The organism is Faecalibacterium sp. An58, from assembly GCF_002161515.1.
In the GTDB taxonomy this organism is placed as follows: domain Bacteria; phylum Bacillota; class Clostridia; order Oscillospirales; family Ruminococcaceae; genus Faecalibacterium; species Faecalibacterium avium.
The window spans coordinates 1-20,688 of record NZ_NFHX01000006.1 but is presented as its reverse complement, the minus strand read 5'-3'; the positions used below and the strand labels follow the sequence as shown (position 1 = coordinate 20,688).

Genomic DNA, 20,688 nt, shown 5'->3' with positions numbered 1-20,688 from the left:
AAAAGCCCTATCTGCCGACTTTTCTTTTTTCAGCAGATAGGGCTTTATCCTCACAATCCCAAAATCCGAGTTCATAGAATCCTGCCCTTCGCGGATATCTTCTGCCGGAAGGCATCAGGCCATGAAAAGTACTTTTTAAGAAATGCAATAGAAAAACTGGAAGAATCGTACCGTATTGTATTTAGCCTAAATATCCCCTTACAGTCCAAATACCGCAAACAGCTGGCCCAAACCATAGAGGAAATCGCCAATCTCAGTGCTGAAGGACCAGCCATGGGAATCAGAGTAGGTATAGCCGTCAGAATAAGTATAGACACCGCCCTGGTAAGAAACAACTTCACCATGTGCCTGCTGCAGACCAACAGCTTCACTGCTCCAGGTTTCATATCTCGTGGAACTAAACATTCTTCCAAGCGCATACAAAACGCTTGAAACAATGCCGCCGCCTTCTACCATCCGCATATTCTCTTCGTCCAGAATAGTGCAATGTGCAGGCAAATTGAGATTACCATATTTCATAGAACAACACTCCCCTTGAATTACGACTTCTTCCAGTTTTTCTATTGCATTTCTGTGCCATTCCGTTATTCTTTGATTCTTGTCAGCGCCACCGATGTATTGTCATGGGGTCCATCCGTCCACAAAGCATACCTTACCAGTTTATCTGCAATCTCCTGCAGATTCTCATTGTCTTCACCCAAAATGCTGCAAATTTCTTCCTGGGGCAAAGCGCGATACAAACCATCTGTACACTGCAAAATGATATCCCTGGGATACAGCTGAACAGCCTTTCGGCTGCCGCCTATTTGGGACAGTGACGGCATTCCCAGATATCCTGTCAGCGCCGCACGTTTCGGATGCTGCATCGCTTCTATTTCGGTGATTTGTCCGTCCTTCACCATTTTATCCAGTTGAACACCCAGGGTGTTATCTTCGTTCAACTGCTCCATTGTTCCGTTCCGCCACAAATAAATCCGGCTGTCCCCCAAACTGCACCAAAACAGTTTATGGTCTTCTGCCACAATCGCTGTCAGGGTTGTTCCTGCTTCAATGGGATGATTTTGATCATCCCGAAGGCCTTTGACTTGCTCGTTCAGGCTGACTGAGGCCCGCGCCATAGTCAGAGGGACATTATCTTCTCTGGACAAGAGGGCCTGCAGCATTCCCTCTGCCGAGATGGTGCTGGCCATCTCGCCGCCGGACAATCCGCCCATCCCATCACACACCACGCAGACGGCCCCCTGGTCGTTTACCTGAAACCGGATGGTATCTTGCTGTTTGTTTCTAGTTCCAATGGATTGGCAAACGGCTACTTCCAACGTCTGGTTTTCTTGACTTGTTAGAAGATTCTGGTCCTTACAGTTCTCATATTCTGAATCCAACGGCAAAATCAGGGTCTGTGTAATATCATCCAATGCCATGCCAGACTTTGCTCGTTTGCTACTGGAGACTGCTTTTTCCTGCTTGTTTTTCAAATGTTTCAGGAACGATATCATTTTTCAATCACCACCCTGAATTTATATACCGGCGATACAACATAGAAGCAGTCCTTATCTTTCAAAGCATAGAGACGCTCTTTTTCCATGGGCGTACCATCCGACAAAAATGTTCCAAATTTAGATACATCTTTCAGAACAAAGTCTTGACGCTTTTCATTGTAATAAAGTTCACAGTGTGTCCTGCTGATGCGATTATTGGCGGGCATCATGACATTGCTGGATGCCAAGCGCCCAATGGTAAGCATTCGATTTGGTTCGATCAGCCAGCGGCGCTTTACAGAATCTGCATCCGAGCTGCCATTCTGGATGGTCAACTCAAGCCAAGCCATCTTTCCCTTTTTCTTATGCCTGAACAGTCCTCCCCGAGCCCGCGGTTCAGCCACAGCCTGCGGCATAATCATACACACTTGGTCAGCCTTTTCAGGTTCCGGGTTGTCAGATTTGGGATTTAGATCCGTTTTATTGCTGTAGCAGGACACCAGTGCAGCCAAATCAATGTCATAATCCTGGGGCTGTACCGCCTTCTGCAAATCCGACATAAAAGCAGTCAGGCTTTTATACCGATCATGGTAATCAAAGGCCAGCGCACAATCCATGATATTAGATAAACGCCGGGAGACAAAGGGCGACAGCTCAGACATCGGAACATACTTTGCGCCCTTGGCCCGTTTCAGTGCATCTACAACATACTGCCCGGTCACAATAAAATAGAAGGTTGCTGCCAATGCATACAGGTCAGTCCACGGTCCTTGGCACAGTTTCATGCTGTATTGTTCATAGGGAGCATAATTGGGTTTCAAATAGATTTTATAGCCTTCTGTCTTTTCTCCCTGTCGGAAGGAACGGGCTGCCCCAAAGTCAATTAGCTTGATATCCCCATTTTTTGTGATGATCATGTTTTCCGGGCTGATATCCCCATGGATCAAGCCGAAGCGGTGTACTTCCACCAGGGCACTGCCGATCAGGAACAGCATCTGTACAGACATTTTAAAATTCTGTTCTGGTGTATGCTCCTTTTGAAAAGTTCGCAGATTACATCCTTCCAGAAGCTCCATCACAAAATAGGCGGTTCCATTTTCTTCAAAGTAGTCCCATATATCAACCACGGAAACATTCCCGCGCAACTCCTGCAGCGCTTTTGCCTCTTCCAAAAAGCGGTGCTTTCCCTGATCAAACTCCTTTTGGTGATTCTCATCCATCAGGCAAAGACTCCCGTCTTCTTTTCTTCCTGCCAGCAGACCGGACGGATAATATTCCTTGACACAGCAAAGCATGCCGTTCTGGAGATTTTTGGCGCGGTATGTGATACCAAATCCGCCTTGTCCCAGATCATTTCCCAGCAAATATTTCCCGCGCAGGATGGTAAACGCCTCCAACACGTCTTCTTTATGCACGGCGTCAGATTCCCTGTATCCGCAGGCTGTACAGATTCCTTGTTTCAATGTTTCCCGAAAACAGGCAGGGCATAAACTTTTCACACTACTCTGCATCATTGCACGCCATCCTATGGTTTGGATTGTTATTCTACGTTATGCCTTAAATTCCAGGACCTCATTTCCCAGAGTAACATATACGCCATTGGAAAGGACAACCGGCACGCCTGGTTTCAATTGTTGTTCATTCAGGAACGTGCCGTTTTTGGAGCCCATATCTTCCAGCATACACTTGCTGTTTCTGCAGACAATCTTTGCATGCATACGGCTTATAACAGGGTTTGCAATGATGATGTCGGCCTGAGATCCTTTTCCTAAAATCACCTGGCTGTTATTCCGGATGGAAAAGGTTTTACCTGTATTCAACTGAACCAGTACAGCCGCAGCTGCCTCGGGAACTGCCGCAGTCGGTTCATCTTCATCCACCAGCCCAGTCTCCAGATCACGGCCTTCCGTTTCGCCATTGCTCCAGTTGTATTCGTCATTGTCCATTTCCATATCCTGGAGGGAGTAATGCAAAACAAGCCCTACAATCTGCAAAATAGCTGCGGCTGCAAGCGTGACGATCAGTGCAATATGGATGGGATACGAAACCGTCAGGGCCAGATCGGGATCCTCTGTACTCCAAATTGCGGCAAACACCATTCTGAATCGTAGCAAATAGATCAAGATAATCTCTGCTACTGCCCCCACCGTCATAAGGAAGCTCAGAAGATTCATGGTACATACAGAAAAAATAATATTGCAGGCAATGAACAAGATCAGCAGCACAAACAGCGCGATTCCTGCCCAATTTTCGGAGGACGGCTCCGTTCCTTCGTTGTGAATGGTTTCGTATGCATGAACGACCCCATCGTATTTGATTAAATATGACAAAATGCTGGTGTTTTGCCCGGCTAAAAGCGGCGCAATCGCTTCGGTTCCTTCCGGCAGGCTGTCCGAAACCTCGCTGATCATCTGCTCATAGGCACTGTCGTCAGCCAGCAACGGATCAAGCAAATCGCTCAACTGCGACTTCATGGAAAAGCCCGGAACGACCATTGCAATGACCAGAGCCATGGCAGCCAGCCATGACAGAACTGCTCCCCATCTGCGCCCTTTAGACGCGTTGGAAAAGAAAACCGCAAATTTTTGTTTATTTTCCATCTTTAAATCCTCCCGAGAATTTTTTCGGCGTGCCACCTTTATAAATCCGTGCTAGAATGTTCCATCAAAATATCTTTGGTGATCACATGACGCTGCAGGTTCTCAGCCTCCATTGAGCGGAAAATCCCTCTTTGAAACAGCACACCGGGAGTCCGTTCCAATATCAGAATACTGCTGATATTGTCTTTTTCTCCCCGCTTTTTGCACAAGTCTGTGATGTGATCCAGGATGCCCTGCATTTTTTTTGCTCGCAGGCCAGACCTCAGCCCCAAACGGCTCATTTCTTCTTCCGTTGTTCTTCTCCTGAATCCATCACAGCAGAGCAGAAACATTTGACCTTTTTGTATGTCTCCTGTCAAAAAATCCGGAACAACTTTTTTCCCTGCACCCACGCATTGCCAAAGCAGGCTTTGGCGAACATCTCTCCTCGCCTGATCCGCCGTCAATCTTCCTGCCATGATTTCCTGCTGTACAACGGTATGGTCCACAGTGAGCTGCTGTATCTTTTGATCCACCAGGTAGGTGCGGCAATCTCCCACATGACAGATATAATACCGCCCACGCATCAGCAACAATGCTTCTACTGTCGTCCCCAGACGGCACCCTTCACGCTCTGCAACCTGCTTCATATTTTTATGAAGCATTTGAATCAGCTGGTCCCAGTCATTAAAAACGACCTGCTCCGGCTCGGACTGCTGCCCAAGCATCTCTGTCCGTTCGTAGAACCACTGGCGGAATGCTTTTGCAACCACTGCACTCGCCCATTCTCCCCGTGCAAGGCCTCCTACGCCATCACAGATCACCGCAAGAACTACGTCGTCGTCAACGTCCTGCCGGGCATGCAGCAGAAGCAATGCATCCTGATTCTTTTGCTTTTTGATTCCAATGTCTGAATTGCATACTGAAACAAAACGCATGGAATTCTGCCGTCACCACCCTTCTGTGTCACCCCCGTCAATGGTACTCTTTGTCGATCCGGCGGAGCACATTTTTTTTCTGGCTGTAAAGAAGACATTCTCCAATCAGAGCCGTCAGGGCTCCTGTCACAATCAAAACAATGCCAATTGTCAGAATCATCTGTCCTGTAGACATCTGCATCCTCTTTTCTCTACTGGGTTACACCCACTTGGAAGCGATCTGATCCAGTTCATCCATTTCCGGGTCGCTGGTTCCCTGGGTCTGTGCGATTTCATAGAGCTGCTTTGCCTGGAGCCAGTAGTCTTTTGCCTCCGAGAAATCATAGGTTCCTGCCTGGTTCTGTTCGGCATCAGCCACAAAGGCAAGCCATTTATACACCCGATAATCATCGGGATATTCCTCCTGCAGAGAAAGAAGAGTCTGCTCTGCACCGGCAAAATCTTCCAGTCGATACTGCACAATGGCGGTACTCAGCCTAACTTCAAAGGTTTGGTTGCCGTTTGTTTGCATCTGCTGGTAGACTTCAAGGGCCCTGCTGAGCCCTTCAGAGGTTCCTTCTACAGCGGAAAGACGGACGTAGGCCGCTGCCAGTGGCTCTGCCATCACGTTGTAATAGGCTGCTGGCAGCTGGGAAATCCCGGTTTCCAGCCAGTCAATTTCCTCCGACAGGAAGGCATCTCCCATTTCCTCATAAATGTTGGCTGCCAGCAAATAGGCTTGGGCCTTCTGTTCTTCGTCTCCGGAAGCGTTAATGGCCGCCTGTGCCGACGCCAAAGCATCCTCCAGGCTACCCCTTCTGTACTGCAGCGTTCCCAATGCCACCTGATAGGCAGCTGTATCTTCGGCTTCCGGGATCTCCTGACACATCAGCTGAAGCGTTTCTTCGGCGCCGGACAGATCCCCCAGCTGAAGCTGGGCAGCCGCCAGGCCCTGATACTCAATCGCCTGCTCCGGTGCATACTCCAGTGCTTTTCGGTACATCCGCACTGCATTTTCGTATTCCTCCAGGGCATCATAGCTTCTTGCCGCTGTATAGTACAGATTAGCAACTGTCTGCACATCTCGATACTGTAGGGGACGGGTCAGAATAGAGCCAATCTCATCCACGCATTCCTGGTATTCGCCCTGGCGGTACAGAAGCACTGCCTGTTCAACATACGCCTCCAGTCGGTCATCGTAAAGGGAAATTGCCCTTTGAAGCGCCTGGTCTGCTGCGTCGAACTGCATGGCCTCGCCGGCAGTCCGGCCACTGCGCACCAGCGAGTCATACAGCATCACCCGCTCCTGGCCCATGCGCTGCACCCCAAAGGCCACACAGGCGGCTCCTGCCGCCATCATCAAAACCGAAACCAGGGCCACCATTTTTTGGGCGGTGGCAGTATTTTGATAGCGCCGATCCATGAGGTGGATATCCTGCAGAGCCCGCAGCGTTTCCTGCGCATCTTGAAAGCGTTCTTCCTGATGTTTACGCATGGCCCGCAGGATGATGGCCTGGAAGCTTTTGCTCAGCCCGCAATGATAGCTGGTAATGGGGCGAACCTGCTCCAGGGCATGGGCCGGCCTTTGTCCTGTGGCAGCAAAGTACAGCGTAGCCCCGATCCCATAGACATCTGTCCTCTTGCTGATGGTCCCATAATCACCCGCATTGGTTGCCTGTGCAGCTGTCGCCGAATAGTTAGACTCGAAATAACTGCGCTGGCTGTCTTCTTCTGCCTTGCCAAACAGCGGCAATGTTGCCTCCTCATCGCTTTTGGTGGGACCTTTTGCGTACTGTTCCGGAGCCGCATACCCGGGCGTTGCCCCCAGCGCCAGCACACCTTTTGAAAACACAAGGGAGGTGTTGAAATCAATGACGCAGATATCTCCCGACGGCGTAATCATTATATTGCTGGGCTTGATGTCACAATGCAGAATCGGAGGGGTCTGGGTATGCAGATAGGCCACCGCTTCACAGAGCTGGCAGGCCCACCGGTAAACCATCTTTTGATTTACCGGCCCATTTTTTTCGATATACTTCTGCATGTTTTCACCCTGGATGTAATCCATGATGGTGTAAACATATCCGCTCGGACTGTTGATGATGTCATAGATACGCGGAAGATATTTGTGCTTCAGATTTTTCAGGATGTTGGCTTCTGCACGCTCATCCATCCGGCCGCGGAACTTTTGTTTGACCCGCTTGATGACAACGTCAATATCCAAGCTGTCCTTATGTGCCAGATACAGCGTTCCCATGCCGCCTTCATCCAAAGGCCGCATGCGGCTGTATCCGTTCCCGACATCTGTGATCCATTGCCGCCTGTCTGTTGTTTCCATGTTGATTCTCCCCGAACCTCTCAATTAAAAGCCCAATCCACCCGGCAAAGCGCTCAGTCCCTGACGGATGGCATCCTGGGCGTACTGCTGTGCAAGGTCTGCCGCTTCGCCTTCCAGACCACTGTCTTCCACCACCTGGCTTGCTGCATCTTGAGCTACTTCCTGGGTGACCTTCTTAACCACATCCTGGGCATTGTCCTGCGGCTTTACTTCCACTTTCACCGGGTCTTCAATCGACTCAATTTCCATGTGGATAACATAGTCCCCGTTTGTTTTGGTTTCGATAGTGGCATTGATATCATCCAGCTTGACGCCATTCGTCTCAGCTAGCTGGACCACTTCATCCGCCTGTTCCTGATCTCCCTGCTGGGAATAATACGCACCCAGCGCTGCGTATGGACCCACGCTGGCAGGTTCCATGCTCAGCCACGCATTTCCAATTTCAAGCAGGGCATCTGAATCGGTCTGGCCCAGCGTTTTCAAGTACCAGTCCGAAAGCTGCCGGTACGGCGCATCTCCGCCGCCATTGGAATAAATCGTACCTGCATTGTTGAGGATTTGCGGAACAATGGCATCCTCATCCTCAAACATATCCTGTGCCTGGGTCAGAATATTGTCTGCATCTTCTGTTTTGCTCAGTGCTGCATACGCCGCATACAGCCCCGCATATGCATCCTTGTTCTGTGGATTGTGGGCAATGATTTCAGTATATTGCAGGATCGCGTTTTGATAATCCAATGTGCCAATATACCCGGCTCCCAGATCCAGCGCTTTGGCCAAAGAGAACACTTCTTCTACTTCCTGGTCGCCTTCCACCGACAGGGTCGCCAGCGTTTCCTTGTGGCCGCAGGAAGTCAGGGCCAGCACCAGAGCGGCACCAAGCATCACTTTGCGAAACGTTTGTACCATATCCTCTTCTCCACCTCTCCATCATGCAGGAATTTATAAAAATTGAAATACATATTCGCCGCCGGGGAGCATCAGTTTTGAGCCACACTTCACTTTGACGGGAATACGAGGCTCGATCTGTCGTCCATTGATCCGAACACCGTTTCTGGAACAGTCTGTCACCAGATATCCTCGTTCAAATCCTATGTACTGCACAATGCAGTGAACACGGCTGATCTTTTGGCCTTCTATAATCAGTCCGGCCTGTTTTGGGTCCCGCCCCAAAACGAGCTGCTCCCCTACTTGTAAGGGAATTTTCATATTTTTATAATTTCCCGCCAGGCCCAAAAACCCTCCCAAGGCAAGATCATTGCCCCGGGAGGTGCTCTTTTTGTGCGGGACTGAACAGGCTTTTCTGCCATCCTCAGAATTTCTCTCCGTCGGACATTTCTGCCTGCTTCTAGCATCTATAGATTCAGCATAATACGCCCGGACCATGTGATTCACATCGCGGATCATCAGAGCCATAGCGACGGCCGCTCCCATACCCGGAAGTAGAATCATCCATAGGCACAAGGTTTCCCCATCGTGTACCGAATCCACCCTGTAGCGCTGGGCGTTGTTGTACAAACGGTCTGCTATATGGGCAAACCACAAATATTGATATGCGCCCAGTGTGAGAATGCTCAGCAGCAGCATCCATCCCACCGATGGGATTTCCTGTTCTCCATCTCCATCGCAAATCCGATTCACATCCCTGACCATTTGCTGCATAAACCAATAATGGTAGAGCGACAAGGTTGCAAAGCTCAGAACAAAATAGAGACCAATACTCCGGTTTGGGATGATGGGATGTACCGCCCTTTGATCGTCATGTGCGTATGCCATGGCATCACAGCAGCCGAATCACATTCTTTGTGTTTCCAAGGGCCAGTTCTGTGCCGCGTTTTACCAGGACCGGCGCATTGGTCGGGAGCTTGGAGCCATTGACATAAGTACCATTGCTAGAATAATCAATCACCTGGTATTTCTGTTCTTTGCTGTTGAACATAATAGAGCAGTGCCGGCGGCTGATTTTCTCTGCGCCTTCTGTAAAGACAATTTGCACCACCGTCTTATCCCGTCCAACCAGTACCGGATGATCCGGCTGGAGCGGGAATTTTGCTCCTGCATACATGCCGGCTACGCCAATGATGGCGATATCCTTGGGTTCCGTAGGCGGTACGACAGATTTTTTACTGTCATCCGGGATCGGGATCGTTTTCTTCTGACTCCATACTTTAACTTTGAGATCGTCAATCTCATTTTCATTCTGGCTACACTTGTTTTCCACCTTCTGGATCTTGCCATCCAGATAGTGGAGGTAATCCAGCAGCTTGCCAGAATCCACCAAAGAATCATCACCGGTGACACTGATCACATGGACCGGAGACTTTTTGAGTTCCTGGTACAGCAATGCGCAGGACATATGGTAGTAGGGATCCACATAGAAAACGCCCACCAGGCCGAGTGTAATACCTTTCAGGATGCGCCAGCCGAAAAAGCTCAGCTCAAACACAAACAGTTCCCCAAAATGGCCCTCAGTAATCTGCGCGCTCTGTGCCAGCACCTGGTCCACCGGCATATCATGGTTTTCAGCCAGAATCCACCGCATGGCCCAGGTTTTATACCACATATAGACGCTTAGAGCCAGACAAGCAATGGTCACACAGCTAAGCAAAAAGATATACAATCCAAGGCCAGATAGATTCCTGCCATAGCTGAACACAATCTGTGTAATCGCTGATGCACCAAACACTACTGTAATCAAGGCACCTGCTATAGCAGAGACAACGGAAGGCAGCAGCGTTGTGCGAATCCACTCAGACCAGCAGACCCGAACCACATTTCCGTAGTTTTCAAAGGGCTCAAAAGTACTGACCACTTTGGGGCGTTTGTTTACTTCCACAATCCGAAGATAATACCGGATCAGACCAATCTGTACAGGCGCAACCAGCACAGCCGCAATACCATACCGGGTGATGGTGCTGCCTGCCACATAGGACACAATCGTAGACGGGACATTCATAACCGCCGTCAGGCTGGAAATGGCAGAGCCCAAAAAGGTCGCAATTCCCGACAGCAAGCCGGTGACAACCGTTAAGTCCAAAATTGCAGCGGAGGCTGCCATATAGAGCAGGCTAAACAGGACTTCCACGCCGACCATGCCGCCGTGGTTCTTGTTTTGCCGCATATATTGTTTTGCGGTTTCTTTGATCTCAGCTCGATTCATCTCAATCTCCTCACTTACCAGTGGAAATGATCTCCGCACAGCGGTACAAACATGAGTTTGGTGTTGCCGATGCTCAATTTGTCGCCCGCCTTCAGCTGTACTGCATTCAAAACAAGCTGATCATTGAGATAGAACAGCTCTTTTGCATCACCCGGTTGTGCCAGGTAAACATTGCTGCGGGGGTCATAAACTACAATGGCATGGGAACTGCGCGAAACGGTGTTGTCGTTTTCTATGCACACATCCATCTCAACAGCCCGGCCAATGAAATTACGTCCCTGATGCAGCCGGTAGTCCGTGCCCTTGTTGATGCCTTCAACGCAAACCAGCCAGCCTACAACTGGCGCCGGGCTGCCAAACACGCCATCTAACATATCGGCGGACACCGGGATGGTCTTATCCTGATCTGCAACGGACTGTGTTAGCTTTTCCGTCACAATGTTGGACTGCTCTGATTCCTGCGCAAATTGGTTGGCCTCCACACCCGTCAGAGGAATCGTTGTGTCATCCCCTGTGCTTTCCTGCCCGCTCATTCCACAATGAGGACACTTGTTACCAAACCGTGCCGGATCATAGAAGTGTCCATTGGGACATTTTACCAACGTCATACTGATTCCTCCATTATTTAAAGTTTATCCGTAAAAGGAGCAGCAGTTTCTGCGCCTTTTATACCTTTTTTTCCTGATTCCTAGTTTCCCAGAGAATCTTGATAATTCGAAAGGATGTATCTCCAATCCGGATTTGATCCTGTTGACTCAGTTTTTGTGCCTTGACCAACCGGATTCCGTTCAGATAAGTGCCATTTTGGGAATCCAGATCCGACAGCCATATTCCATCTTCACGCACTGTAAAGACACAGTGTTGTCTGGACATTCGTTTGTCCTGAAAACAGACATCACACATCAGATCCGATCTTCCCCAAATGGAGCTTTTGTCGATCAAAATATCCAATTTCTGCCCTGCTTTCTCCCCGCTGGTCAGCTGGATAGTGACAGACCCAGACACCCCCGTTCCCGCTGATTGAATGGGTTTCAGGGATTCTGCCTGCACATGGTGCACCTCATAGGTAATGGTTTGCGGTTGTTTTTTCCTTCTTTTCCATACAATGGCAGCAGCAACTAGAATCGTCAGAAAAACGATTGCACCTGTAAAGGCGACCATTTTTACTAAGGGCAATGCCTTTTTAAACTGGAAGGGAGCAGATTTCAGCTCATTCTGTTCCATAGAATTGTCCAGAATATCAGCAAAAGTAACTGTATATTCTCCCGCCTGCATATCATTTGGCAACCGTACCAAATAGGTTGTAGTGTCCAGCTGGGTTACCGAGGATGGCACCAGCTCCTCCGGCCCTTTGCGGATTACATACCCTGATACCTGGTCTGCTCCCGTGACCTGTTCTGAAAACTGAATTTTCAAAGCATTTTCACGTGACAAATAAGAAAAATTTATAATTTCAGGCGGTGTCTCATCCGGAATCCAATCCGAAAATTGTATTTCACGAGTGTAATTTTCCTCTCCCTGGCTGGTTTTCAGTTTAATGAGCAGCGTATGGGTTTTACCGTCTATCTTGTTTGAGTCGCTCTGAAATCGAACGCGAGCAGCACTGTTCAGCCACGAAATCAAATTATTCCATTCGCTCTCTGCATTATGTACGCCAAAAGAGACTAAATTTCCTCCTGTCAGTCTGGCAAAGCGACCGAATTCCTCTTGTTTTTCCACCTCTACATAATCCGCACATAACGCATATACAGGGACATTGTTTTTGGCAACCTGATCCTCAACCTCCTGCCTTGTAATTCCCGCGCTTCCCGTATCTTCAAAACCATCTGATATGATCAGCATGACCTGGCGATTATCTGTACCATCAGCCTGCATATAATCAATTCCCTGATGGATTGCTTCGTAAAGACATGTGTTCTGATCTTTTCCATCCAGCTGATCCAAGATCATCTGAATTTGATTTTGATCGCGGCATTGATTGGCTTGAAGGACTACATCGTCTCCAAAGGTAATCAGTGTCATACTATCGACAGGCCGCAGAGTGTTGGCCAAACTGGAAATTTGCTTTTTGGCTGCCTCAAAATAAGTCGGACGAATTGAACCCGATATATCCAGCATCACCGTATAGGACGTCCCAAAAGAACCACTTTCATCTGTTCCTATATAGGATAACTGTTTTCCATCCAAATAGGCTTCAATCTCACGATCCTCATAAACAGGTCCCTTATTATAAATATAAGCTTCCACCTCCGGCATTCTCGCCTGGATTTGTTCAACGGTAATTTCTGTCAGCCCGCTGTCCAGCTGATCCAATGCCACTGCAGCGCAGATATTCATTGAGACAATGGCATATATTATAGCAGTTACCAATAACTTTTTTGGATTCCGCAAAAACCTTGAAAGCATAATACATATCCCTCTATCCCAATTTCATCTCCATCTTTTAGTTCAACAGGTCCCAATATTAATTTGTTATTATAATATACAAGAGGCCCTTTTCCTGGGTCTAAAATGATTTTTTTGTGCTTTTCATCGCAAATAATGGAACAGACTCTGGATTCCGTCAAATGACTGTTACTGCTCAGCAGAATATCTGCAGGAGGCTGTGTGCCAATGTCATTTCTGCCATAACTTAGTCTCCAGTCTCGCCCGCGCTCGCTTCCTCGCACACACACAAGCCAGCCTACGACCGGCTGTGTTTCCTCATCGACTCCATCCAAAAGATAACCAACAGTCCGATCACTTTCCTCCAAACCGATGGTTTTGTCTTCTGACTTCCACTGATTTGATTCAAGCATTTTCTGCTGTTCTGCCATACAGACTGGGCAAAATTTAAATTTTTCGGTGTCATAAAAATGCCCTTTTTCACATCGGCGTATCGCCATGAGAGACACCTCTTTTCATCCATTGTTCTATAAAAAGTAGCGTCCGAAGTTTTGAGAGGTCTGCTTTCAAATTTCTTATAAATCCCAATAGGATCGCTCAAGGACAGCAATCTTTCCAACAATTTTACAGATCATTTTTGTTTCATTAGATCTGCAAGTATATAATTCATTATTTTTTCATAATTAGTATAGCAAATTGTCACTAACGATTCATTAAATATGTATTATTATGTATTTTTAATGTCACAAAATGTTGAATATCAATCCAAGTTTAAATCATCATACCAATTATTATTCTTTACAGCTATTCTGTCTAATACGGCCTTTACATTTTATTTTAGTTCGTCATTCTAAATCTCAATGTTTCAAATTACAAGATCTTGTTTCACTGCGACGCACCTTTGCCAGTACATCATTATGTCGTCCGCATACGGCAAACCATAAGAAAATGCAAATCAAATGCAACAATCATCACAATCCTTCCAATCCCTCGATTCTAACGAATCAATGTAAATGCCATGGCCCAATCAAGCCGTTAGATCATTTAACAACATCTTCTTAGGTATGAAAACAACTCACATCCTTAGCACAGCTTGGCTTTTCGGTAAGGGAGCAGTCACCCTTTTTGTCGATCTCCACAAACAAGCCGCAAATTTTTGGACAAGCCTCTAAAAAGATTCCGTTTTATTTTCAGCAGCTTTTCTGTGGTCAATGACAGATGAAAAAATCCTTCGACAAAATATACATTTTTTCGCCAGAGAAATTTTTCTGTTATGTCCAACCCACCGGATTGATTCTTGTGAGCTTTTCTAAATCGTTCGACATATCGTTGACATTTGCATTTTTCAGTGGTACCCTGTTCCACAACAAAGCCGCTTTACTCAATGAAAGCTACTACATTGCTTTGTTTGTCCGCTCCGCAGCTTCACCGAATTGTTTTGCCGCCATCCACCCACGACAAAATCTTTTGGTGCCGCGGAGCCTTTTTCTTTTCGAGAGACTTGCAGCCGGGCAACCGGTTCGCAATTCTTCATACGCACCTTGACAACCGCATCAGCCGTCCGGACTGGATACAGCGCCATGACTCCGCAGAAATGCGGGCGAGCCTGACAACGCCGCTGCAAAACAGAGGCAGGAACTCAATTCGGATGTGAACGGCGACCCCACCAAGCAGGAGACACTGTGCACTCCCCACTTTGACCGATTGGAGACCGTTTTGAAATGGAAATTTTCAAACTTCTGGGAAAAGTAAAAAGCAAGTATCGACCCGTGGCCACAATTTCACAAATTGAAATTGATGCCGCACGCTCCGGTCGTACTTGTTGGGGAGTGCCTTCCCCAAACCCTGCTTATTTCGCGCTCTGCGCGTTCTTCGGCTGCGCCGCACCATACATAGCTCCAAAGAGGAGCTAGTCAAACAGCAAGGAGGTACAATGACCAAGCCTAGCATTCGTTCGACTAGCCACAACCCCCAGCACAGCGGATTACCGAGGAAAACGCAGCTCATCAAGTTCAGAGTCACCCCAGAAGAAAAGCGGGAACTGGAAATCATGTGTGAGATTCTTCACGTCAACATGTCCACCCTGCTTCGCCGCTGCTTATGCACCAAACCCATCAAGCAAACTATTGTTGTCACCGGCGGCGGAGAGGATGCGCTGAGCATTCTCTCTGACCTGCTGGGACAATGCGGTAGGATCGGCAGCAATCTGAACCAGCTTGCCCGTCACTTCAACAGCGGCGGCAAAGATTCAGAACAAATTCGGGCACAGCTTTTGACCGAACTGTCTGCACTCACACTCTTTCGGCTGGACGCCGAGAAAAAGATGGGAGAACTGTATGGCAACCATCAAGCATACAAGCTCGAAGAACTCCGATCTTACGGCACCTGAACACTATCTGACCTTTCAGCACAACGAGTACACCGGTCTCCCCCTTCTGGATGAGAACGGCCAGCCCAAGCTGCGGGAGGAGTACTTACTGGACACTCTGGAATGCGGCGGGCAGTCCTTTGCCATGGCCTGTCTGCTGGCAAACCGGAAATACGGCAAGAACTTCTCTCCTGACGATGTGAAGACCCACCAATATATCATCAGCTTCGACCCGCGGGACGCTGCGGACAACGGATTAACCCTGGAAAAGGCCCAGGCCCTTGGCCTGCAGTTCTGTAAGGAAAACTTTCCGGGTCATCCTGCTATTGTCTGCGCCCACCCTGACGGGCACAACGGAGCTGGGAATATCCACGTTCACATTGTCATCGGCAGCGTCCGAATACGGACCATCCCGAGGCAGTCCTATATGGAAAAGCCCTGTGACTGGCAGGAGGGCATGAAGCACCGCTGCACGGCCGCGATGCTCCGGCACCTGCGGGTCGAGACCATGGAGCTTTGCCAGGAAGCCGGACTCTACCAGATCGACCTGTTAAACGGAACCGGCGAACGGATTACCGAAAAGGAATACTGGGCACAGCGGCGCGGCCAGCGCCGCCTCGACCACGCCAACCAGAAGGCAGCCGCTTCCGGTCAGCCCATCCGGCAAACCAAATACGAAACCGAGAAAGCGGCCCTTCGCCGGCAAATCCGTTCTGTTTTGGCCAAGGCCGTCAGTCTCGAGGAATTTTCCGCTCAGCTTTTACAGGAGCATGGCATCACGGTTCGTGAGAGCCGCGGTCGGTTCAGTTACCTCACCGCCGGCCGGACCAAACCCATCTCCTCCCGCAATCTGGGCGACGATTTTTCCAAAGAGAAAGTTCTGGCTGTTCTCTCTGAAAACGCCGAGCGAAAGAAAACCGCCAAACTCTACAGCTCTGATCCTCACCTCGACCGCATCAGCCGCCTGATTGACATTCAGGCCAAGCTGGCCGCGGGCAAGGGCGCAGGCTACGAGCACTGGGCCAAGATTTTCAATCTCAAACAGCTGGCCAAGTCCATGGCTCTATTCGCCCGGTATAATCTGAACAGCGAGGAAGAACTGGACGCCCGTGTCAAGGAATTGGCAGAAAAGTATGACGAGGCCCACAAGGTGGTGAAAGACCTGGAGAACCGCATCAAGGCCAACCGGGAACTGAGCCGCCATGTCGCAGCCTATCTACAGAACCGGAAGTTTGCCCAGCAGGTCAAGACCGCAAAGAACCCGGAAGCGTTTTGGGAACAGCACCGCGCCGAACTGACAGCTTACCAGGCGGCAGCCGCCTATTTCAAGGCTCAAAAGATCACCAAACTGCCCAGCCTGAAACAGCTTGAAATGGAACGCGAACAGCTGATCTCAGAAAAAGCCCAGTTCTATGAGGCGTATCGTGAAGCAAAAAAGGCATGGATAGAACTCAGCACCGCACAGCAAAATCTGTTGTCGACCCTCCACCGGGAAGATCGCTAGCAGGAAGCAGAACAAGGAGGGCTGCATGACCTGGACAGACGATGATGTCCGCGACGAAATGGATGAGCAGGAAGAGGACCAACTTTGGATTGACAGCAAGGGCAAAATCGTGGAGTCTGCATTCTGCGCCTATTTTCTGCAGAAGCGTCCACTGATGTGCCTGGACCAAAAATTATTTGATCTGGACGGTGAGGTCAACGAGGAGCGGCTGCGCCACGAAATCCACCAGGAGATCCGGCCTGCTGCCCGCAATGACACTGCCAAAAAGACCAAGCGAATTGTAGATGCCATCAAGATGGAGTGCTACCGGGAAGAATGGGAAACCCAGCTGGACCGAATTCATTTGAAAAACGGAACCTACTACCTGGACGAGCGAGGCTTTGTGCCTGAAAAGGAGCTCTGCCTCAATCGCTTTCCGGTGGAGTATCAGCCGGACGCCCTGGCACCGGAAACCTGGCTGGGCTTTCTGAATGGCCTGCTGGTACCGGAGGACATTCCAACCCTACAGGAGTATCTGGGATATCTTCTCATCCCTTCCACCAAGGCACAGAAAATGATGATCCTCACCGGACGGGGCGGCGAAGGCAAATCCCGCATTGGGCTGGTGGTCAAAAAGCTAATGGGCGATTCCGTTTACATGGAGTCGATCCACCGGCTGGAGACCAACCGCTTTGCCAGCGCCAACCTGGAACACAAACTGGTGATGGTGGACGATGATCTCCAGATGACGGCTCTGCCCGACACCCGGAATGTGAAATCCATCGTCACCGCTGAGGACAAGACCTGCATCGAACGGAAAGGAAAACAGGCCACCCAGGGACGGCTGTACGTCCGGCTGCTCTGCTTCGGCAACGGCAATCTGATCGCCGTCAATGACAGCAGCGACGGCTTCTGGCGGCGGCAAATTTTGATTTCGGTGAAGGATCGTGACCCCAACCGGGTGGACGATCCTTTTCTAATTGACAAGATGGCTGCCGAGCTGCCGGGGATTTTCCTCTGGATGCTGGAGGGTCTCAAGCGGCTTCTGGCCAACCAGTACCGCTTTACCCTCAGCGAACGGACCCGAAAGAATCTGGAAGCCGTGATGGCCGACGGGAACAATCTGGATCAGTTCATGGCCTCGGACAAGTATCTTCGCTTTGCCGAAGATGCAGCTGCCCGGTCTACGCATCTGTTCTATGCCTACTCCAAGTGGTGCATGGAAAATCTGGAGACGCCTGTCTCTCAGAAGCGGTTCAGCCAGTTTCTTTTCAAGAGTGCCGGCAAGTACAATCTTACCTTCTCGAAGCACATCGGGGGCGAGTACCGGGGCTATAAGGGCGTGTGCGTCCGCCCGGATTGCGCCCGCTTATAAAAAAGAGCAGGAAGTGAAAATTTCCCGCCCTACGCGCCCGCCCATCCAGAAAACGCTTTACTTTCATTGTAATATCGTTGTTTTTCAAAAACCACATCCGCCCGCCTTGCCGCCCTGTGATCCGCCCAAGCGGGCGGTTCCGGGCGCATCCGGGCGGAAGGGCGGATCGGGCGCGTATTTTTGAGTTCCCGCACAAAAAATTTCACAGGCAACAGAGCCGGAGCTGAACTATCAGCTTCGGCTGTTACATCAATCTGGCCGGATTGAAAATCATCCACCTGGGATAGTTTGCCGGTCAAGATAGGGAAAAGGAGCGTGCGCTTGAAAACAAATCAGAATACCGTAAATTTTGCCTGTGAAACCTTGCAATCCAGTCCGGCATCCGCTACAATGGAAGTGTCTCCAAACCCTGCCGTGGAACCTGAAAACAGACCGCGCGCAGCCACGCTCAAGCCCCTGGTTTACCGGGTGGATGAGATTGCCCAACTGCTGGCCATCTCCCCTCGTGCTGCCTACAACCTTTGCAATACCACCAAGGACTTCCGGGTGGTCCGCATCGGTACCAGCATCCGTGTCAACCGGGAGAGCTTTGAAGCCTGGTTTGCCGCCCTCTGAGAAAGGGTTTAGCCATGGCATCCATTATGAAGCGCGGAAGCGCTTATTCCGCCCGATACACCTACACCGACCACCGGGGCAAAAAACATGAAGGCTGGGAGTCCTTCAAGACCAAGAAGGAAGCCGCCGAGCGAAAGATCACGATTGAAAAGGAATTGCAGGATGGCACCTTCCCGATCCCCGATTCCATGACAGTTCAGGAACTACTGGAAAAGTTGATTCCGATTCAGTCCAGCAAGCATAAGTGGTCTCCCAAGACCTACACCCAAACCACTGCGATGGTGCAGAACCTGATCGCGCCGTATATCGGCCAGCGGAAGATTCAAGACCTCCGCACCTTTGACATCGAGCAGTTCTACGCCACCCTGAGCCAGACCCCTTGCGGCCAGTATATCCACGGCGAAAAACAGGAGCTGACCCCCGCCCAGAAGAAACGGCTGTTGTCCAGCACGTCCATCCGTGAGGTTCATACTCTCCTGAAAACCGCCTTCTCTTATGCGGTCGAATGGGATCTGATCCGCAAATCCCCATTGCCCCGGGAAGCTCCGAAAATCAACACCGAAGAGCGGACCATCTGGGACGAGCAAACCATGCTGGCGGCTTTGCAGTCGATCCAAAACCCGGCGCTTCATCTGGCAGTCCATCTGAGTCTGATCCTCTCCCTTCGGGAGGGTGAAATCCTCGGCTTACAACCGGAAGATTTGGACTTTGAGGCCGCCGATGGCCGGGGGACCATTACCATCAACAAGACCATGCAGCGCGCCTATAAGGATGCTCTGGCCAAGATTGACCCGGCGCAGATCTACCAGACCTTTCCCGACCGTCGGGAAGGAAGCAAGTCCTCGCTGATCCTGAAACGAACCAAGACCCAGAAGTCCAATCGTGTCTTGTATATGACAAAGCCTTTAAAGGAAGAACTTCTGGCCTGGCTCGAGAAACTGAAGCAGGACGAGCAATCCGCCCCAGAAAAGTACAGTAACTGTGGGCAGCTGTTCCGCTTGCCGGACGGCCTGCCCATCGCCCCGGATGTACTGACCAAGTGGTACCGTCAGTGGCGGGGCGAACATCCTGAATTTGAGAAGATTGTCTTTCACGGGCTGCGCCACTCCAGCGCAACCTACCAGCTGCTCCAATCCGGCGGCGACTTCAAGTCAGTCCAGGGGAACACCGGGCACTCTACGGCGGCCACCCTGATGAACACCTACGCCCACACCCAGGACAAACCCCGGATTGAGCTGGCTGAGAAGATTGAAGCAAACTTCTACAAGCAGGACATATCCGGTTCCGACCCCAGCGGACCGGAGGAAAACAAAAAGCCGGAGGCAACAAATATCACAGGTCCTGTGATCCTTGAAGCCATCCGGCAGATGAGTCCAGACGAACGCCGGGAACTTGTCCGGCTGCTGTTCGCCTAAAAATTTTCTTTTTGTGCATGGAAAAGCGGGCTGTGCAGAGGATGCATAGGATGCACCCAATTTGGGGTGATGTGCAAATGATGTGCAGAAAATGTGCAGCCCCTTTTTCACAAAAAGAAATGACGCAAAATCTTACGATCTTGCGTCATTTTTCTGGTGCACCTCCAGGGACTCGAACCCTGGGCCCACTGATTAAGAGTCAGTTGCTCTACCAACTGAGCTAGAGGTGCATAGCCCATCAGGATACGGTTTCAATATCCTGATGGTGAGAGAAGCCGGCATCTACCTATTTTCACAGGCCGTGTCCAGCCAACTATCTTCGGCACAAGTGAGCTTAACTTCTGTGTTCGGAATGGGAACAGGTGGGACCTCACCGTCATCGACACCGGCTGCCCGGAATATGTGATCAGCTTGCGCTGTTGTCTTTTCCGGACAATTCTCTCTATTCTCTTTATTGAAGGACGTGCCTTCAGAACTGAATAATAATCTGCTTTGCAATCAGAGTACAAGTGCTTTTACCTGGTCAAGCCCTCGGTCTATTAGTACACACCTGCTGAATGGATCGCTCCACTTAC

The 20,688-nt window shown here is 49.9% G+C and carries 18 protein-coding genes, 1 tRNA gene and 1 rRNA gene; 5 read left to right on the top strand and 15 right to left on the bottom strand.

Going from position 1 to position 20,688, the window contains the following annotated elements; genetic code table 11:
- Positions 1-198: 198 nt before the first annotated feature.
- From B5G12_RS06190 to B5G12_RS14325, 13 genes are all read right to left on the bottom strand, one after another.
- Positions 199-519, bottom strand: coding sequence for a hypothetical protein (locus B5G12_RS06190; protein ID WP_087324282.1), 321 nt, complete (start codon positions 517-519; stop codon positions 199-201).
- 65 nt (positions 520-584) lie between these two features.
- Positions 585-1,496, bottom strand: a complete 912-nt coding sequence (locus tag B5G12_RS06185) for a PP2C family protein-serine/threonine phosphatase (RefSeq protein ID WP_087324281.1) — start codon at positions 1,494-1,496, stop codon at positions 585-587.
- Positions 1,493-2,992 (bottom strand): FHA domain-containing serine/threonine-protein kinase, encoded by a 1,500-nt coding sequence (locus B5G12_RS06180; RefSeq protein ID WP_087324280.1) that lies wholly within the window; start codon positions 2,990-2,992, stop codon positions 1,493-1,495. Before B5G12_RS06180 ends, B5G12_RS06185 begins: the two co-directional genes overlap by 4 nt.
- A gap of 36 nt (positions 2,993-3,028) precedes the next feature.
- A complete protein-coding gene (locus B5G12_RS06175; RefSeq protein WP_087324279.1) occupies positions 3,029-4,078 on the bottom strand; it encodes an FHA domain-containing protein in 1,050 nt (349 codons plus the stop codon).
- Positions 4,079-4,116: 38 nt separating this feature from the next.
- Positions 4,117-4,995: a PP2C family protein-serine/threonine phosphatase gene (locus tag B5G12_RS06170; protein WP_087324278.1), complete on the bottom strand. Its 879-nt coding sequence runs from the start codon at positions 4,993-4,995 to the stop codon at positions 4,117-4,119.
- Between the two features lie 37 nt (positions 4,996-5,032).
- Positions 5,033-5,170: a hypothetical protein gene (locus B5G12_RS14610; RefSeq protein ID WP_158099685.1), complete on the bottom strand. Its 138-nt coding sequence runs from the start codon at positions 5,168-5,170 to the stop codon at positions 5,033-5,035.
- A gap of 24 nt (positions 5,171-5,194) precedes the next feature.
- Positions 5,195-7,312: a protein kinase domain-containing protein gene (locus B5G12_RS06165; RefSeq protein ID WP_087324277.1), complete on the bottom strand. Its 2,118-nt coding sequence runs from the start codon at positions 7,310-7,312 to the stop codon at positions 5,195-5,197.
- Positions 7,313-7,336: 24 nt separating this feature from the next.
- On the bottom strand, positions 7,337-8,221 hold the full coding sequence (locus B5G12_RS06160; protein WP_087324276.1) for a tetratricopeptide repeat protein: 885 nt from the start codon (positions 8,219-8,221) through the stop codon (positions 7,337-7,339).
- A 33-nt stretch (positions 8,222-8,254) separates the two neighbouring features.
- Complete coding sequence (locus B5G12_RS06155; RefSeq protein ID WP_087324275.1) at positions 8,255-9,088, bottom strand: DUF4234 domain-containing protein; 834 nt, start codon at positions 9,086-9,088, stop codon at positions 8,255-8,257.
- A 4-nt stretch (positions 9,089-9,092) separates the two neighbouring features.
- A complete protein-coding gene (locus B5G12_RS14330; RefSeq protein ID WP_144064105.1) occupies positions 9,093-10,472 on the bottom strand; it encodes a DUF975 family protein in 1,380 nt (459 codons plus the stop codon).
- A 14-nt stretch (positions 10,473-10,486) separates the two neighbouring features.
- Entirely contained in the window at positions 10,487-11,080 is a 594-nt protein-coding gene (locus B5G12_RS06145; protein WP_087324274.1) for an FHA domain-containing protein, read from the bottom strand.
- Positions 11,081-11,138: 58 nt separating this feature from the next.
- Entirely contained in the window at positions 11,139-12,791 is a 1,653-nt protein-coding gene (locus B5G12_RS06140; RefSeq protein WP_158099684.1) for an FHA domain-containing protein, read from the bottom strand.
- 44 nt (positions 12,792-12,835) lie between these two features.
- Entirely contained in the window at positions 12,836-13,357 is a 522-nt protein-coding gene (locus tag B5G12_RS14325) for an FHA domain-containing protein (RefSeq protein WP_144064104.1), read from the bottom strand.
- Positions 13,358-14,790: 1,433 nt separating this feature from the next.
- Here B5G12_RS14325 and B5G12_RS06135 point away from each other — a divergent pair.
- The 5 genes from B5G12_RS06135 to B5G12_RS06115 all read left to right on the top strand — a co-directional run bounded on the left by B5G12_RS06135 (position 14,791) and on the right by B5G12_RS06115 (position 20,113).
- The gene (locus B5G12_RS06135; protein ID WP_087324272.1) at positions 14,791-15,246 is read left to right on the top strand and encodes a plasmid mobilization protein; all 456 of its coding nucleotides are present in this window, start codon (positions 14,791-14,793) and stop codon (positions 15,244-15,246) included.
- On the top strand, positions 15,194-16,729 hold the full coding sequence (locus B5G12_RS06130; protein WP_087324271.1) for a relaxase/mobilization nuclease domain-containing protein: 1,536 nt from the start codon (positions 15,194-15,196) through the stop codon (positions 16,727-16,729). The genes B5G12_RS06135 and B5G12_RS06130 overlap by 53 nt, the downstream gene beginning before the upstream one ends.
- A 25-nt stretch (positions 16,730-16,754) precedes the next feature.
- Positions 16,755-18,083, top strand: coding sequence for a DNA primase family protein (locus B5G12_RS06125; RefSeq protein ID WP_242955959.1), 1,329 nt, complete (start codon positions 16,755-16,757; stop codon positions 18,081-18,083).
- Positions 18,084-18,473: 390 nt separating this feature from the next.
- Entirely contained in the window at positions 18,474-18,698 is a 225-nt protein-coding gene (locus tag B5G12_RS06120; RefSeq protein WP_087324270.1) for a helix-turn-helix domain-containing protein, read from the top strand.
- Positions 18,699-18,712: 14 nt separating this feature from the next.
- Positions 18,713-20,113 carry a site-specific integrase gene (locus tag B5G12_RS06115; RefSeq protein WP_087324269.1) on the top strand — a complete coding sequence of 467 codons (1,401 nt, stop codon included), beginning with the start codon at positions 18,713-18,715 and terminating at the stop codon, positions 20,111-20,113.
- A 154-nt stretch (positions 20,114-20,267) separates the two neighbouring features.
- Here B5G12_RS06115 and B5G12_RS06110 read toward each other — a convergent pair.
- Together B5G12_RS06110 and rrf are read right to left on the bottom strand one after the other, a co-directional pair.
- Positions 20,268-20,343: transfer RNA gene (locus tag B5G12_RS06110), tRNA-Lys, on the bottom strand.
- A 43-nt stretch (positions 20,344-20,386) separates the two neighbouring features.
- Positions 20,387-20,503 (bottom strand): 5S ribosomal RNA (gene rrf / locus B5G12_RS06105).
- Between the last annotated feature and the right edge of the window lie 185 nt (positions 20,504-20,688).

What these genes read in the sequence shown, in the direction of transcription:
- B5G12_RS06190 (WP_087324282.1), bottom strand. Translation starts at nt 519, where the DNA reads ATGAAATATGGTAATCTCAATTTGCCTGCACATTGCACTATTCTGGAC.
- B5G12_RS06185 (WP_087324281.1), bottom strand. Translation starts at nt 1,496, where the DNA reads ATGATATCGTTCCTGAAACATTTGAAAAACAAGCAGGAAAAAGCAGTC.
- B5G12_RS06180 (WP_087324280.1), bottom strand. Translation starts at nt 2,992, where the DNA reads ATGATGCAGAGTAGTGTGAAAAGTTTATGCCCTGCCTGTTTTCGGGAA.
- B5G12_RS06175 (WP_087324279.1), bottom strand. Translation starts at nt 4,078, where the DNA reads ATGGAAAATAAACAAAAATTTGCGGTTTTCTTTTCCAACGCGTCTAAA.
- B5G12_RS06170 (WP_087324278.1), bottom strand. Translation starts at nt 4,995, where the DNA reads ATGCGTTTTGTTTCAGTATGCAATTCAGACATTGGAATCAAAAAGCAA.
- B5G12_RS14610 (WP_158099685.1), bottom strand. Translation starts at nt 5,170, where the DNA reads ATGTCTACAGGACAGATGATTCTGACAATTGGCATTGTTTTGATTGTG.
- B5G12_RS06165 (WP_087324277.1), bottom strand. Translation starts at nt 7,312, where the DNA reads ATGGAAACAACAGACAGGCGGCAATGGATCACAGATGTCGGGAACGGA.
- B5G12_RS06160 (WP_087324276.1), bottom strand. Translation starts at nt 8,221, where the DNA reads ATGGTACAAACGTTTCGCAAAGTGATGCTTGGTGCCGCTCTGGTGCTG.
- B5G12_RS06155 (WP_087324275.1), bottom strand. Translation starts at nt 9,088, where the DNA reads ATGGCATACGCACATGACGATCAAAGGGCGGTACATCCCATCATCCCA.
- B5G12_RS14330 (WP_144064105.1), bottom strand. Translation starts at nt 10,472, where the DNA reads ATGAATCGAGCTGAGATCAAAGAAACCGCAAAACAATATATGCGGCAA.
- B5G12_RS06145 (WP_087324274.1), bottom strand. Translation starts at nt 11,080, where the DNA reads ATGACGTTGGTAAAATGTCCCAATGGACACTTCTATGATCCGGCACGG.
- B5G12_RS14325 (WP_144064104.1), bottom strand. Translation starts at nt 13,357, where the DNA reads ATGGCGATACGCCGATGTGAAAAAGGGCATTTTTATGACACCGAAAAA.
- B5G12_RS06135 (WP_087324272.1), top strand. Translation starts at nt 14,791, where the DNA reads ATGACCAAGCCTAGCATTCGTTCGACTAGCCACAACCCCCAGCACAGC.
- B5G12_RS06130 (WP_087324271.1), top strand. Translation starts at nt 15,194, where the DNA reads ATGGCAACCATCAAGCATACAAGCTCGAAGAACTCCGATCTTACGGCA.
- B5G12_RS06125 (WP_242955959.1), top strand. Translation starts at nt 16,755, where the DNA reads ATGACCTGGACAGACGATGATGTCCGCGACGAAATGGATGAGCAGGAA.
- B5G12_RS06120 (WP_087324270.1), top strand. Translation starts at nt 18,474, where the DNA reads ATGGAAGTGTCTCCAAACCCTGCCGTGGAACCTGAAAACAGACCGCGC.
- B5G12_RS06115 (WP_087324269.1), top strand. Translation starts at nt 18,713, where the DNA reads ATGGCATCCATTATGAAGCGCGGAAGCGCTTATTCCGCCCGATACACC.